Annotated in this window: 15 protein-coding genes; 14 read left to right on the forward strand and 1 reads right to left on the reverse strand. The window is 44.2% G+C overall.

Annotated features, from left to right (window positions below; genetic code table 11):
- The first annotated feature begins 24 nt into the window (after window positions 1–24).
- Genes DXD68_RS23115 through mutL form a run of 6 tightly spaced genes read left to right on the forward strand, consistent with a single transcriptional unit; the run spans window position 25 to window position 7,728 of the window.
- Window positions 25–1,614: a peptidylprolyl isomerase gene (locus tag DXD68_RS23115; RefSeq protein ID WP_122363817.1), complete on the forward strand. Its 1,590-nt coding sequence runs from the start codon at window positions 25–27 to the stop codon at window positions 1,612–1,614.
- A 13-nt stretch (window positions 1,615–1,627) separates the two neighbouring features.
- Window positions 1,628–2,482 (forward strand): peptidyl-prolyl cis-trans isomerase, encoded by an 855-nt coding sequence (locus tag DXD68_RS23120; RefSeq protein WP_122363818.1) that lies wholly within the window; start codon window positions 1,628–1,630, stop codon window positions 2,480–2,482.
- A 22-nt stretch (window positions 2,483–2,504) separates the two neighbouring features.
- Complete coding sequence (locus DXD68_RS23125) at window positions 2,505–3,869, forward strand: peptidylprolyl isomerase (RefSeq protein WP_122363819.1); 1,365 nt, start codon at window positions 2,505–2,507, stop codon at window positions 3,867–3,869.
- The gene (locus DXD68_RS23130; protein WP_122363820.1) at window positions 3,866–5,500 is read left to right on the forward strand and encodes an OstA-like protein; all 1,635 of its coding nucleotides are present in this window, start codon (window positions 3,866–3,868) and stop codon (window positions 5,498–5,500) included. Before DXD68_RS23125 ends, DXD68_RS23130 begins: the two co-directional genes overlap by 4 nt.
- A 27-nt stretch (window positions 5,501–5,527) precedes the next feature.
- Window positions 5,528–5,833, forward strand: a complete 306-nt coding sequence (locus tag DXD68_RS23135) for a hypothetical protein (RefSeq protein WP_122363821.1) — start codon at window positions 5,528–5,530, stop codon at window positions 5,831–5,833.
- Entirely contained in the window at window positions 5,830–7,728 is a 1,899-nt protein-coding gene (gene mutL, locus DXD68_RS23140; protein WP_122363863.1) for a DNA mismatch repair endonuclease MutL, read from the forward strand. The genes DXD68_RS23135 and mutL overlap by 4 nt, the downstream gene beginning before the upstream one ends.
- A gap of 156 nt (window positions 7,729–7,884) precedes the next feature.
- Here the strand turns inward: mutL and DXD68_RS23145 are convergent, their stop codons facing one another.
- On the reverse strand, window positions 7,885–8,517 hold the full coding sequence (locus DXD68_RS23145; protein ID WP_122363822.1) for an HU family DNA-binding protein: 633 nt from the start codon (window positions 8,515–8,517) through the stop codon (window positions 7,885–7,887).
- Between DXD68_RS23145 and DXD68_RS23150 the strand changes: the two genes are divergently transcribed.
- From DXD68_RS23150 to rplW, 8 genes are all read left to right on the forward strand, one after another.
- On the forward strand, window positions 8,509–8,853 hold the full coding sequence (locus DXD68_RS23150; protein ID WP_233577292.1) for a DUF3874 domain-containing protein: 345 nt from the start codon (window positions 8,509–8,511) through the stop codon (window positions 8,851–8,853). The two genes, DXD68_RS23145 and DXD68_RS23150, sit on opposite strands and share 9 nt — an antisense overlap.
- Window positions 8,854–9,205: 352 nt before the next feature.
- Window positions 9,206–9,607 carry a 30S ribosomal protein S12 gene (rpsL, locus tag DXD68_RS23155; RefSeq protein WP_009859549.1) on the forward strand — a complete coding sequence of 134 codons (402 nt, stop codon included), beginning with the start codon at window positions 9,206–9,208 and terminating at the stop codon, window positions 9,605–9,607.
- 153 nt (window positions 9,608–9,760) lie between these two features.
- Window positions 9,761–10,237, forward strand: a complete 477-nt coding sequence (gene rpsG / locus DXD68_RS23160) for a 30S ribosomal protein S7 (protein ID WP_009859548.1) — start codon at window positions 9,761–9,763, stop codon at window positions 10,235–10,237.
- 20 nt (window positions 10,238–10,257) lie between these two features.
- Window positions 10,258–12,381 carry an elongation factor G gene (gene fusA / locus DXD68_RS23165; protein WP_122363824.1) on the forward strand — a complete coding sequence of 708 codons (2,124 nt, stop codon included), beginning with the start codon at window positions 10,258–10,260 and terminating at the stop codon, window positions 12,379–12,381.
- Window positions 12,382–12,402: 21 nt separating this feature from the next.
- Window positions 12,403–12,708: a 30S ribosomal protein S10 gene (rpsJ, locus tag DXD68_RS23170; protein ID WP_005634728.1), complete on the forward strand. Its 306-nt coding sequence runs from the start codon at window positions 12,403–12,405 to the stop codon at window positions 12,706–12,708.
- A gap of 21 nt (window positions 12,709–12,729) precedes the next feature.
- Window positions 12,730–13,347 (forward strand): 50S ribosomal protein L3, encoded by a 618-nt coding sequence (rplC, locus tag DXD68_RS23175; protein ID WP_009859546.1) that lies wholly within the window; start codon window positions 12,730–12,732, stop codon window positions 13,345–13,347.
- Window positions 13,347–13,976 (forward strand): 50S ribosomal protein L4, encoded by a 630-nt coding sequence (gene rplD / locus DXD68_RS23180; protein ID WP_009859545.1) that lies wholly within the window; start codon window positions 13,347–13,349, stop codon window positions 13,974–13,976. Before rplC ends, rplD begins: the two co-directional genes overlap by 1 nt.
- 11 nt (window positions 13,977–13,987) lie before the next feature.
- On the forward strand, window positions 13,988–14,281 hold the full coding sequence (rplW, locus tag DXD68_RS23185; protein WP_122357131.1) for a 50S ribosomal protein L23: 294 nt from the start codon (window positions 13,988–13,990) through the stop codon (window positions 14,279–14,281).
- Window positions 14,282–14,286 lie beyond the last annotated feature (5 nt).

Genomic DNA, 14,286 nt, shown 5'->3' on the forward strand with positions numbered 1-14,286 from the left:
TTATTTTTGTAATGTGTACGTAGTATGATAAACGGATTTTTGATGAAAAAGTTACTTGTATTATCTTTGTTATTCGCTTGTTTAACCGGAGAAGCCGCTAATAAGGCAGACTCTGTAGTAATGACTGTGGCCGGAAAACAGGTATCGCTGGATGAGTTTGTTTTTATGGCACGGAAGAATGGTGAAGTTAATTTATCTGATCGTAAATCGTTGGAAAGTTATGTGGAGCTGTATAAAAACTTCAAGTTGAAAGTGGCGGCAGCAGAAGCAGCAGGTCTGGACAAGACGAAAGAGTTTACCGACGAGCTGGAAGGATACCGCGCTCAGTTGACATCGAGTTACTTGTCGGATAAAGACGGGGAAGAGGCTGCCGTTCGGGTTGAGTATGACCGTTTGGGAGAAGTCCTGGAGTTAAGCCATATCCTGTTCCGCCTGCCGGAGAAGACGGTTTCGAAAGATACGGTAGCTGTTTATGAAAAAGCCATGAAAGCCTATGAACGTATAAAGAACGGGGAAGATATTGCCGTTGTCGGTCAGGAGCTTACCAAGCTCGATTCTACCAAACAGACCGGATACGAATATACGCGTTGTCTGATGCCTATGCAGACTATAAAAGCGTTTGAAAATTACGCCTACTCCATGAAGCCGGGCGAATTATCCATGCCGGTTCGTTCTACCCTGGGATTTCATATCATCAAACTGCATAGCCGCAAACCCAATCCGGGTATGCGTCATGTCGCTCACATCCTGATCCCGTTCCAGAAGGATTCTGTAACACGCAGTGATAGTGAAACGCTGGCTTTGGCTGAAGATGTTTATCAGAAGATACAGAACGGTGCCGACTTCGGGAAGCTGGCTGAAGAATATTCATCGGACGGAGCTTCGGCACGCAAAGGTGGCGAGCTGCCTTGGTTCGGTGTCGGAGAAATGGTGGAACCGTTTGAAAGAGGCGCCTTTGCCCTAAATACTCCGGGTGAACTTTCAAAGCCCGTCAAAACACGTTTCGGTTATCATATCATCAAACTGATTGAAAAGCGCGGAATACCTTCTTTCGAAGAAAAGAAAAAAACATGGTCACGCACGATGGCGCAGGGCGAACGTAATTTTGAATATTACAAGGCATTCGACGAACGCCTGAAAAAAGAATACGGCTATGTGTTCTATCCGGAAGCATATGCCGAACTGCAGGCTTTGTGTAATGATCATTTCCCTACCGATAAGGAATTCTATGAAAAGGCGAAGGATATGGATAAGACACTGATCCATTTGGTGGATACCGATTTCCCGCAGAGTGAGTTCGCTTACTATATTCAGCGCTGTCCGTTCTCGACAAAAACATATGCAGGTGATTTTATGCAGGAAGTGTTCGACCTGTTCGTCCGTGATATTGTCACGACAGCCGAACGTAAGAATCTCGAAACCAAACATCCTGAATTTATACATCTCATGCAGGAATATCGTGACGGCATCCTGTTGTTCAATATCAGTAACCAGAAAGTCTGGAGCAAGCCTGCTGCCGAACAATCCGAGCTGGAAAGTGCCTGGTTGAAGGAGTTGAATAAGGAATATCCTGTTACGATTAACTGGAAATTGTTGAAAAAACTAAAGAAATAAGAAAGAGAAGGTTATGAAGTATTGCTTCATTTTTATAGCATTCGTATCTTTGCTGTGTTCTTGCAAACGGACCCAGCCCACCGACGATGCGGATGTGCTGGTAAGAGTGAAGGACCGGGCGTTGAAACGTTCGGATGTGGTTAGTCTGATTCCGCGGGGGACGTCCTCTGCGGATAGTTTGTTGTTAGCCGAAAGCTTTGTAAAGAAATGGGTGAAAGATGCCCTGGTTTACGAAGTCGCCCAGCGGAATCTGGGAAACGAAAAGGAAGAGGTCGACAAGCTGGTAGAAGAATACCGCCATTCGCTGGTCCGTTACCGTTATCAGGAGCGCCTGATCAAAGAGAAATTGTCGGCTGATATCCGCGAAAGCGATAAGCTGAACTATTATGAAGAGAATCAGAAAAAGTTTACACTCGATAAAGCCCTGATCAAAGGACTTTTCCTGAAGATACCGGCAGATGCTCCCGGTTTATCGGACGTAAAGGGGTGGTACAAATCGACTTCTGAGGCTTCTTTGGAAAAAATTGAGAAGTATAGTGTGCAAAATGCCGCTATTTATGACTACTTTTACGACAAATGGGTGGATTTTGACGAAGTGATGGATAATATCCCTGTTCATGTATCCAATCCGAACGCCTATCTGAAGGCGAATAAATTCGTGGAAGTGGCAGACAGTAGTTATTGCTATCTGCTGAATATTAAGGAGTATCTTCCGGAAGGAAGTGTCGCTCCCTATGATTATGCCAGTGCGCAGATCACTGAGATGCTGATCAATCAGCGGAAAGTGGATTTTTTGAAGACGTTTGAAGAAGAGTTATATAAAGATGGAATCAGAGGAGGTGATGTAAAGTTTTATACGGAACCGTAATTTGTAACTTATAAAGGTAGATATGATGAAAAAGATTTTAACTGTATTCTTTCTTGCCTGCTTATCTTGTGTGGCAATGGCACAGGATAATGTGATTGATGAGATTGTGTGGGTGGTAGGAGATGATGCTATTTTACGTTCGGACGTAGAAGCGCAACGTTTGTATATGCAAAACGAAGGCGAACGTTTGGATGGCGATCCCTATTGTGTGATTCCGGAGCGGATGGCAATACAGAAACTGTACCTGAATCAGGCGAAGATCGACAGTATCGAGGCCAGCGAAAGCCAGGTGATACAACAGGCCGACCAGTGGGTGAACTGGGCGATCAACCAGATCGGATCACGGGAAAAGGTAGAGGAATATTTCGGAAAGAAAATTTCGCAGATACGGGACGAACAAAAGGAGAAGTTCCGCGAGCAGCAGATTGTATCGGAAATGCAGCGTAATCTGATCGGTGAGATCAAGTTGACGCCTTCCGAGATCCGTAAGTTTTACAATCAGTTGTCGAAAGACAGTCTGCCGACTATCCCGACAACCGTGGAAGTACAAATCATTACTATCGAACCGAAGATCCCGTTCGATGTGACGGATGCCATCAAAGCCCGTCTGCGTGATTTCACAGAACAGATCAATAGCGGAAAGATGGAATTTTCCACACTGGCCCGTCTGTATTCGGAAGACCCGGGTTCGGCTGCACGTGGTGGTGAGCTGGGCTTTATGAGTAAGACCGACCTGTTGCCGGAGTTTGCCAACGTGGCGTTCAACCTCTCGGATCCGAAACGTGTGTCACAGATCGTACAGACTGAATATGGATACCATATCATCCAGCTGATCGAAAAACGTGGTAACCGTATCAACTGCCGTCATATCCTGTTGAAGCCGAAAGTATCGGAAAAGGAACTGACTGACGCGACGGTTCGTATGGACTCTTTGTATACGGACCTGAAAGCTGATAAATTCTCGTTCGAGGAAGCCGCTACATTTGTTTCATACGATAAGGATACCCGTAACAACAAAGGGTTGATGGTGAATCAGAATCATGAAGGAAACAATTACGGTACTCCGAAATTTGAAATGCAGGAGCTCCCTCAGGAAGTAGGTAAAGTGGTGTATGATATGCAGGTGGGCGACATCTCCAAACCGTTTACCATGATTACCGACAAGCAGAAGGAAGTGGTTGCTATCGTTAAGTTGAAATCCCGTACAGAACAACATAAGGCAAATCTTTCTGATGACTTCCAGGCGATGAAGAATCTGGTGGAGCAGCAGAAGAGAGAAGAATTATTGGATAACTGGATCAAGAAAAAGCAAAAATCCACCTATGTTCGTATTGCCGAAGGATGGCGTAATTGCGATTTCAAGTATCCGGGTTGGGTGAAAGAATGAAAATTGTAAACGAGTATTTCCTTACAGGACTGTTCTGTCTGCTGATTGTTTGTGCCGGTGCACAAGCGCAGGATATTGTTCCCGTCAACCGGGATTCGGTTCCGGGAGAGACACTTACTGCCGATACAGTCACTACTAAAAAGACATTGGTTTATCTGTTGCATGCCGATACGGTGTCTTATGATAAGGACGTGATGAAGGCGGATGCACAGTTTTTGGAGGGAAATGTCAGTTTCCGGCACGACAGTTCGTATATGTATTGCGACAGTGCATACTTTTTTGAGACAACCAATTCATTGGAGGCATTCAGTAATGTTCGGATGGAACAGGGCGATACCTTATTCGTGTATGGCAATTACCTGTTTTATGACGGCAATACGCAGATTGCTTACCTGCGCGAAAATGTCCGTATGGAGAACGGGGAGGTGACGCTTTTTACCGATAGCTTGAACTATGAACGTATTCCTGATATCGGTTATTATTTCGAGGGCGGTCTGATTGTCGATTCGTTGAACCAGTTGTCTTCTTTCTACGGACAATATTCTCCGGGAACGAAGCAGGCTGTCTTCAATGATAGCGTGCGTTTGGAGAATCAGGATTTCACATTGTATTCGGATACGCTCCATTATGATACGGAATCGAAGATTGCCACTATACTGGGACCGTCGATTATAGTTTCCGACAGCGGCACGATCCATTCTTCCCGTGGTTGGTACAATACGGAGACAAGCACCGCTCTGTTGCTGGACCAGTCTGAAATCTATTCGGGCGACAAGATCCTGATCGGTGACTCTATTGCCTATGATCGGGATGCCGGTTTCGGTGAAGCTTTCGGGAATATGTGTCTGCGTGATACGGCTCAGAAGGTGATGCTGGAAGGACAATACGGTTTTTATAACGAACGGACGGAATATGCGTTTGCTACCGACAGTGCCCGTTTCCTGGAGTTTTCGCAGGGAGATACGCTGTATCTGCATGCCGATACGCTTGAGATGACGACGCTGGATTCGACAGCCCGTGAGATCAAGGCTTTCCACGGGGTGCGTTTTTATCGTACCGATATGCAGGGTGTTTGTGATTCCATGCAGTTTAATACGCGTGACTCTATATTATATATGTATGATGATCCGATCCTGTGGAATGAGCAATACCAGATATCCGGCGATACGATCGTTATCTATATGAATGACAGTACGATCGACTATGCACATGTGATCCAGTATGCGTTTGCTGTGCAGCATCTCGATTCGTCTTATTATAATCAGTTGAAAGGGAACGACCTGAAAGCCTATTTTGAAGGTCAGACTGTCCGGCAGATCGATGTTGAAGGGAATGCGGAATCCATCTTCTACCCGTTGGATAACGGTGCGATGATCGGTTTGAATGAAACCAAGAGCGGATTCCTGACAATTTGGGTGAAAGACAATGCTTTGGAACGGTTGAAGATATGGCCCAGTCCGCAAGGAAGCCTTACGCCGATACCCGACCTGAAGCCGGAGCAGAAAACTCTGAAGGATTTTTATTGGTTCGATTACCTGCGTCCGAAAAACAAAGACGATATCTATCATGTGATACGGAAGAAAGTTGAAGATGCACCGGTTCGAAGTAATAAGTTTAAGCACGAGCAATAGCACATTAATTATTAAATTTAGTAAGTCATGGCACTTTTCTCATTTTATAATACACGTAAGCCCCGGCAGTTCAATCATAAGCCGATCTATTGGGATCCCCATAAGGAGGCGATGGAAGAACGCGTGCGTAAAATTAAGCGCGAGATGGGAATGGAAGAATCGCTGGAAGATTATAAGCCGCAGATCAAAGGAACTTTTGTTGAAGGTACTTCTCATCTGAAGAAAAGCCTTGACAGAGGCGACGATGCGCGAAGCCGTAAATATAAGAGTGCAAAACTAATCGTTGGCATTGCTGTCCTGGGTGCATTACTTTGGTTCCTGTTTTGGTCATGAGCGATATAATTCATTTACTACCAGATAGTATAGCCAATCAGATAGCGGCCGGTGAAGTCATTCAACGGCCTGCTTCCGTTGTAAAGGAACTGGTTGAGAACGCGATTGACGCAGGTGCCGGTCATATCCAGGTGAATATAAAGGATGCCGGCCGTACATTGATCCAGGTGGTCGATGACGGGAAAGGTATGTCCGAGACAGATGCCCGTATGGCATTCGAACGGCATGCCACTTCTAAAATATCTTCTGCCGAAGACCTCTTTTCCCTTCATACCATGGGCTTTCGCGGCGAAGCGTTGGCTTCTATTGCTGCAGTGGCTCATGTGGAATTGCGTACCCGTCTGAAAGGAACTGAACTGGGTACGAAGCTCTCTATTGCCGGATCCGACCTGGTCGATATAGAACCGGATGCTTGTACCGAGGGGAGTATCTTTTCGATCAAGAACTTGTTCTTCAATGTGCCTGCCCGTCGTAAATTCCTGAAATCGAATGAAACGGAGTTCCGTAATATCATCAATGAGTTCGAGCGGATCGCTTTGGTCAATCCGCAAGTGGCATTGGTACTGAATCATAATGATACCGAGATATTTAATTTGCCGGAATCCGGTTTGCGCCAGCGTATCATTAACGTATATGGCAAGAACCTGAACCAAAAGCTGCTTTCTGTGGATGCGCAAAGCTCGCTGGTCACTATCTCCGGTTTTGTAGGCCGTCCCGATTCCGCCAAGAAACGCGGTGCCCTGCAATACTTCTTTGTGAACGGTCGTTTCATGAAGCATCCCTATTTTCATAAGGCTGTCATGCAAGCCTATGAACAGTTGATCCCTTCCGGCGAACAACCCAATTATTTTATCTATTTTACGCTTGATCCGGCTACGATCGATGTAAATATCCATCCGACCAAGACCGAGATTAAGTTCGAAAATGAGCAGCCTATCTGGCAGATACTGATGGCGGCCACTCGTGAGGCGCTAGCCAAATCGAGTGCTATTCCTACCATTGATTTTGATGTGGAAGATGCGATAGACATACCGGTCTACAACCCAGTCAGGGAGGCTGATGGCTTTAAAGCACCGACCGTGCAGCTCGATTCGGGATATAACCCGTTCAAATCGTCTGCTCCGAGGTCTTCCTATTCGCCGTCGTCATCACCGGCTTCGTCTGCCGGAAAGTCGAATTTCGACTGGTCACAACTCTATCAAGGCTTTGAAAGCGACCGGGATGCTGTGCGTAAAGACCTGGAAATGATGGGAGAGGTGATCGATACGGAAGAGGATGAGTTGTCGGAACCGGTTGCACCGGTTGCTTCCGGCGAGACTTTGTTTGCAGAGACGACTACTCCCTGTTATCAGTATAAGGGACGTTATATTATCACTTCCTTGAAGTCCGGTCTGGCATTGATAGACCAGTACAGGGCGCACGTCCGCATCCTGTTCGACCAGTATCTGAACAATATGAGGCAACAGAAAGGGGCGTCGCAACAGGTTCTTTTCCCCGAAGTGATCGAATTTACAGCCGCCGAAGCTGCTGCATTGCCCGTACTCCTGGACGATATGCGTTTTATCGGTTTCGATTTGTCCAATCTGGGAAATAATAGTTATGCTGTCAACGGCCTGCCTGCCGGACTGGAGAACGTCGACCAGGTGGTATTGATTAAGGATATCGTGAACCGTGCCATCGAGACCGGTTGCGAAGTGCATGAGGAGATCTGTGAAGCAATCGCCTTGTCGTTGGCTAAAGCTGCTGCTATCCGTCCGGGTAAAACCTTGTCGGCAGATGAAATGGATCACTTGATCGCCACGTTGTTTTCCTGTCCAAATTCGAATCTGACACCCGACGGAAAGACGATTATTTCCATGCTGACTGACGACGAGCTGGAGAAACGTTTCAAGTAAGAAAGCCTGTATTCGTTCTATTATTGTATGGATATTACCGGTCGGCAGATTTTCCTCCGTTTAATGCGATGGTAACCGGTATACCCTTCACCTGTCACCTTGATGTAATGGCCAGGTGAACAGCTTGTTAAGGTGAAACCTGACGTTTCACCTTTGTTATTTTCTGTAATTCCCGGGAACCGGTGCGTACACCGGAAAACGGTATAACCCTTCCTTTCTGAGTTTCCCTTTCTGTACCAGTTTGGCCAGTCTGCGATTGGCCGTTCCTTTGGTGAAGCAACACAGATCCTGAAATTTTTCCCGGCTGATGGATGGATGATCGAGAAAATATCCGGTCAGCAGGTTGTCCACTTCTATTTCTGAATAGCTGGCAGAATGATTTTTCCGTGTGGTGCGTACGAAGTGGGTTGTTTTCAGTGCATCCTTCAAGGCTATCTCCGGTCGGAAGGCTACCGACTTGAAATGTACCGACTCGGCACGTATTTCTTTGGGATATTTAACCGGAGGACATTGCAAAGTCATCTGCAGATACCCCAATCCATTAATGTGAACACGGTCGCCGCGCCGCAAATGTTCGGTTATCATCTTACTGAGCGAGATGAGTGTAGCATGGATATCAGCGGTTGTCAACGTGCTCCGGCCATGTATTTCTTCAGCCAGTTCTTCCGTACTTATTGTTCCGTTTGTTACTATGCGTGCGTGTAGACGCGGTTTTCTCTTGCTACCGGGAGGTATTGTTTTCTTTGTGTTGAGATAGAAGAGAAGATCGACTGTTCGCCTGTGGATCATGCCCAGCTGTATGCCCAATTGAAAGCGGAATTACTTGCCGGCGAACGTTATTGGTTTACGGGGGAAGAAGAAGCAAAGATAATGGCTTCGAATGCTGCTTTCTATAAGAGTCCGGTCGAGGAGGAGGTGTTTTACTCTTGCTTTCGTCCGGCCGAATATGGTGAGGAAGCATTGTCTCTTTCGTCTGCCGAAATCTTCAAACGATTGAAAAAATTTAATCCGGCAGCTATGCGAAGCGTATCGGTAGCCAATTTCGGCAAATTGCTGGTTGCTATGGGTGTGGAACGCAAACATACCAAGTATGGAAACTTTTATCAGGTGGTGTCACTGCAATAGATTGACAAATAGAGTATTGCAAGCAGTGACGGGTGAAGGGTAGTTGTGTTGTTTCTGTTGTAGATATACTTTTAGCTTATTATTTATGTGTGCGAAGGATGCCGGCAAGCCCCGTTGGTTTTAAGCCGGCGGGGCTTCGTGTTAAATAATAATAAATAGTTTAAATTCGAATGTTATAGAGCAGAATCAAACGGAAACTATTACGTAACTTTGCACCGTTTTTAGCGCGGATTATGCAGAAAAAGAGTTGTAACTCGTTGGTTATACGGAAATAATGCGTATCTTTGCAGCCTGAAATAGAAAAAGAGATAAATATAATTATAACACATTCAAAGTTTAAAAAGAAAAAGAAATGCCTACAATTCAGCAATTAGTTAGAAAAGGAAGGGAAACTTTGGTGGTAAAAGGTAAATCACCTGCACTGGATGCATGTCCTCAGAGACGTGGCGTTTGTGTACGTGTGTATACTACAACCCCGAAAAAGCCTAACTCTGCAATGCGTAAAGTAGCGAGAGTTCGTTTGACAAATGGTAAAGAAGTAAACTCTTACATTCCGGGAGAAGGACATAACCTGCAGGAACACTCTATCGTATTAGTACGTGGTGGTCGTGTAAAGGACCTTCCTGGTGTACGTTATCACATTGTACGTGGTACCTTGGATACAGCTGGCGTTAACGGTCGTACTCAGCGTCGTTCTAAATACGGTGCAAAACGTCCTAAAGCAGGTGCTGCTCCAGCAAAAGGAAAGAAGTAAAAATCACCCTTTCAAACTGAGAATTTAAATTTAAGTATTAAAGCTGGTTTGAGTTATTTGGATAGGCTATAGGTTGAGTAAATGGTTCAGCGGAACCGTTGAAGACAAAGTTAAAAAGGCAACCAAAGACAAAAACGAAATTTTTGAAACAAAATGAGAAAAGCAAAACCAAAGAAAAGACAGATCCTGCCGGATCCTGTTTTCGGTGATGTAAAGGTTACGAGATTCGTTAACCATTTAATGTATGATGGCAAGAAAAATACTGCCTTCGAAATTTTCTATTCCGCTCTGGAAAACGTTAAGGCTAAATTGCCTAACGAAGAAAAGTCTGCTCTCGAAATTTGGAAAGCTGCACTCGACAATATTACCCCTCAAGTCGAAGTGAAGTCACGCCGTGTAGGTGGTGCTACTTTCCAGGTACCTACTGAAATTCGCCCCGATCGTAAAGAATCAATTTCTATGAAGAACCTTATTATCTTCTCACGTAAGAGAGGTGGTAAGACAATGTCTGACAAGCTGTCTGCAGAGATTGTAGATGCTTACAACAACCAGGGCGGCGCATTCAAAAGAAAAGAAGATATGCATCGTATGGCTGAAGCTAACCGTGCATTCGCTCACTTCAGATTTTAATTTAGCATAAAGGATATACAATGGCAAACGATAAACAATTAATGTTTACAAGAAACATCGGTATCATGGCGCACATCGATGCAGGTAAGACTACGACTTCTGAACGTATTCTTTTCTACACAGGTTTGACGCATAAGATCGGTGAAACACATGATGGTACTGCTACCATGGACTGGATGGCTCAGGAGCAGGAACGTGGTATTACAATTACTTCTGCTGCTACAACAACTTTCTGGAACTACTTGGGTGACAAGTATAAGATCAACTTGATCGACACTCCGGGACACGTTGACTTCACAGTAGAGGTTGAACGTTCACTTCGTGTACTGGATGGTGCTGTTGCTACTTTTTGTGCAGTAGGTGGTGTTGAACCTCAGTCTGAAACTGTATGGCGTCAGGCTGATAAATATAATGTACCTCGTATCGGTTACGTTAACAAAATGGACCGTTCTGGTGCAAACTATTACGAAGTTATCCGTCAGATGAAGGATGTACTGGGTGCTCATCCGTGTCCTATCCAAATTCCTATCGGTGCAGAAGAAACTTTCAAAGGTGTAGTAGACCTCATTAAGATGAAAGCTATTTTCTGGCATGACGAATCAATGGGTGCTGAATATTCAGTTGAAGAAATTCCTGCTGACCTGCAGGCTGAAGCTGAAGAATGGCGCGACAAAATGTTGGAAGCATTGGCTGAATGTGATGATGCTATTATGGAAAAATACTTCGATGATCCTTCTACTATCACAGAAGAAGAAATCAAGGTGGCTATCCGTAAAGGTACATTGGCTATGCAGATCAACCCGATGACTTGTGGTTCTTCTTTCAAGAACAAAGGTGTTCAGACATTGCTTGACGCTGTGTGTGCATTCCTGCCTTCTCCTGAAGATACTCCTGCTATCGAAGGTACTGATCCTAATGATCCCGAAAAAGTAATTATCCGTAAGCCGTTGTTTGAAGAACCGTTGACTGCTTTGGCATTTAAGATTGCAACAGACCCTTATGTAGGACGTTTGTGCTTCTTCCGTGTGTATGCAGGTTCATTGAATGCAGGTTCTTACGTTTACAATACTCGTTCAGGTAAGAAAGAACGTATTTCTCGTCTGTTCCAGATGCACTCAAACAAACAGAACCCGATGGAAACTATCGGTTGTGGTGATATTGGTGCAGGTGTAGGTTTCAAAGATATCCGTACTGGTGATACTTTGTGTGACGAAAATCATCCGATCACATTGGAATCTATGGACTTCCCGGATCCGGTTATCGGTATCGCAGTAGAGCCTAAAACTCAGAAAGACCTGGATAAACTGGGTATGGGATTGGCTAAGCTGGCTGAAGAAGATCCTACATTCCGTGTACAGACTAACGAAGAAACAGGTCAGACTGTTATTAGCGGTATGGGTGAGCTTCACCTCGATATCATCGTTGACCGTTTGCGTCGTGAGTTTAAGGTTGAATGTAATCAGGGTAAACCTCAGGTTACTTATAAAGAAGCTATCACTAAGCCTGTTGAACTTCGTGAAGTTTATAAGAAACAGTCTGGTGGTCGTGGTAAGTTTGCTGATATCATCGTTCGCGTTGAACCGGCTGACGAAAATTTCGAAGGTACTCTGCAGTTCATTGACGAAGTAAAGGGTGGTAACGTTCCTAAAGAATTTATCCCTTCTGTTCAGAAAGGTTTCGAAAAGGCTATGAAGAACGGTATCCTTGCCGGTTATCCGTTGGATAAGCTGAAAGTGACTTTGATCGATGGTTCATTCCACCCGGTTGACTCTGACCAGTTGTCATTCGAAATCTGTGCTATTCAGGCATTCAAGAACGCTTCTGAAAAGGCAGGTCCTGCTTTGATGGAACCGATCATGCAGATGGAGGTTGTTACTCCGGAAGAGAGCATGGGTGATGTTATCGGTGACTTGAACAAACGTCGCGGTCAAGTAGAAGGCATGGAAACAAGCCGTACCGGTGCACGTGTTGTTAAAGCGAAAGTGCCTTTGGCAGAAACATTCGGTTATGTAACTGCTTTGCGTACTATCACTTCAGGTCGTGCAACATCTTCAATGCAGTTCTCTCACTATGCTCAGGTATCTTCTTCTATCGCTAAGCAGGTACTGACAGAAGTACAGGGTCGTGCTGATTTGATCAAATAATTTAGAAACATATATAACAATATGAGCCAAAAGATCAGAATTAAATTAAAGTCTTACGATTATTCTCTGGTAGACAAGTCTGCCGAGAAGATCGTGAAGACGGTAAAGGCTACAGGTGCTGTTGTTAGCGGACCGATTCCTCTGCCTACACACAAGCGTATCTTTACTGTGAACCGCTCTACTTTCGTTAATAAGAAATCACGTGAGCAGTTCGAACTGTCATCTTATAAAAGATTGATAGATATCTATAGCTCAACTGCAAAAACAGTTGACGCATTGATGAAGCTGGAATTACCCAGCGGTGTTGAAGTAGAAATTAAAGTGTGAGTTATTTAAAAATTAAGTGAAATGCCAGGATTATTAGGAAAAAAAATCGGAATGACATCCGTTTTCAGTGCCGAGGGAAAGAATCTTCCATGCACTGTTATCGAAGTGGGTCCTTGTGTTGTTACACAGATTAAGACTTTGGAAAAAGATGGCTATGAAGCTGTACAGTTAGGTTTCGAAGACAAAAAAGAGAAACATACTACACAGCCTGAAATGGGTCACTTCAAAAAAGCCGGTGTAACTCCCAAGAGATACTTGGCCGAGTTCAAGAATTTTGAAACTGCATACAATCTGGGTGACGTGATCACTGTGGATTATCTGGAAAATGCAGGTTTCGTTGATGTAGTTGGTACATCAAAAGGTAAAGGTTTCCAGGGTGTAGTAAAACGTCATGGTTTCGGTGGTGTAGGTCAGACTACTCACGGTCAGCATAACCGTTTGCGTGCTCCCGGTGGTATTGGTGCTTGTTCTTACCCTGCAAAGGTATTCAAGGGCATGCGTATGGCCGGACAGATGGGTAATGAACGTGTAACAGTTCAGAACCTGGAAGTGATCAAGGTAATGCCGGAACACAATCTTTTATTGGTTAAAGGATCTGTTCCAGGAGCAAAAGGTTCAATCGTATTAATTGAAAAGTAATGGAACTGAGCGTATTTAATATTAAAGGTGAAGATACCGGAAGAAAGGTAACTTTGAACGATGCTATCTTCGGCATTGAACCCAATGATCATGCCATCTACCTGGATGTAAAACAGTATTTGGCTAACCAGCGTCAGGGTACTCACAAATCGAAAGAAAGAAGTGAGATCTCTGGTAGTACACGCAAACTGATCCGTCAGAAAGGTGGTGGTGGAGCCCGTCGTGGTGATATCAACTCTCCTGTATTGGTTGGTGGTGCTCGCGTTTTCGGTCCGAAACCGAGAGATTATGAGTTCAAATTGAATAAGAAGGTAAAAGGTCTGGCTCGTAAGTCTGCTTTGGCTTATAAAGCTAAAAATAATGCAATTGTAGTTGTAGAAGATTTCGCTCTGGAAGCTCCGAAGACTAAAGAATTTGTAACAATTGCTAAAAACCTGAAAGTGGCTGATAAAAAGTTACTTATGGTTTTACCGGAGAAAAATAATTTTGTATATTTGTCGGCTCGTAATTTAGAAAAGACAAATGTTATAACAGCCTCTGAATTAAACACATACAAAGTGCTTGATGCAGCTAATTTGGTTTTGACTGAAAGCTCTGTTGCTGTTATAGAAAAACTTTTTAATGCATAAGGAGTAAAGAAATGGGAATTATCATTAAACCTATAGTAACAGAGAAGCAAACAGCGATTACAGAAAAAATGGCTAATCGCTATGGTTTTCGTGTTTCTCCTGATGCCAACAAGTTGGAGATCAAAAAAGCTGTACAGGATATGTATAATGTAACCGTAGTTGATGTTAACACCATCAACTACTCTGGCAAGCAGAAAAGCCGTTATACAAAATCAGGTATTATCAATGGTAAACAATCAGCTTTTAAGAAGGCAATCGTAACGTTGAAAGAAGGAGAAACAATAGATTTCTTTAGTAATATCTAAAAAAA

The sequence above is a fragment of the Parabacteroides sp. TM07-1AC genome (genome assembly GCF_003480915.1).
Classification (GTDB): domain Bacteria; phylum Bacteroidota; class Bacteroidia; order Bacteroidales; family Tannerellaceae; genus Parabacteroides; species Parabacteroides chongii.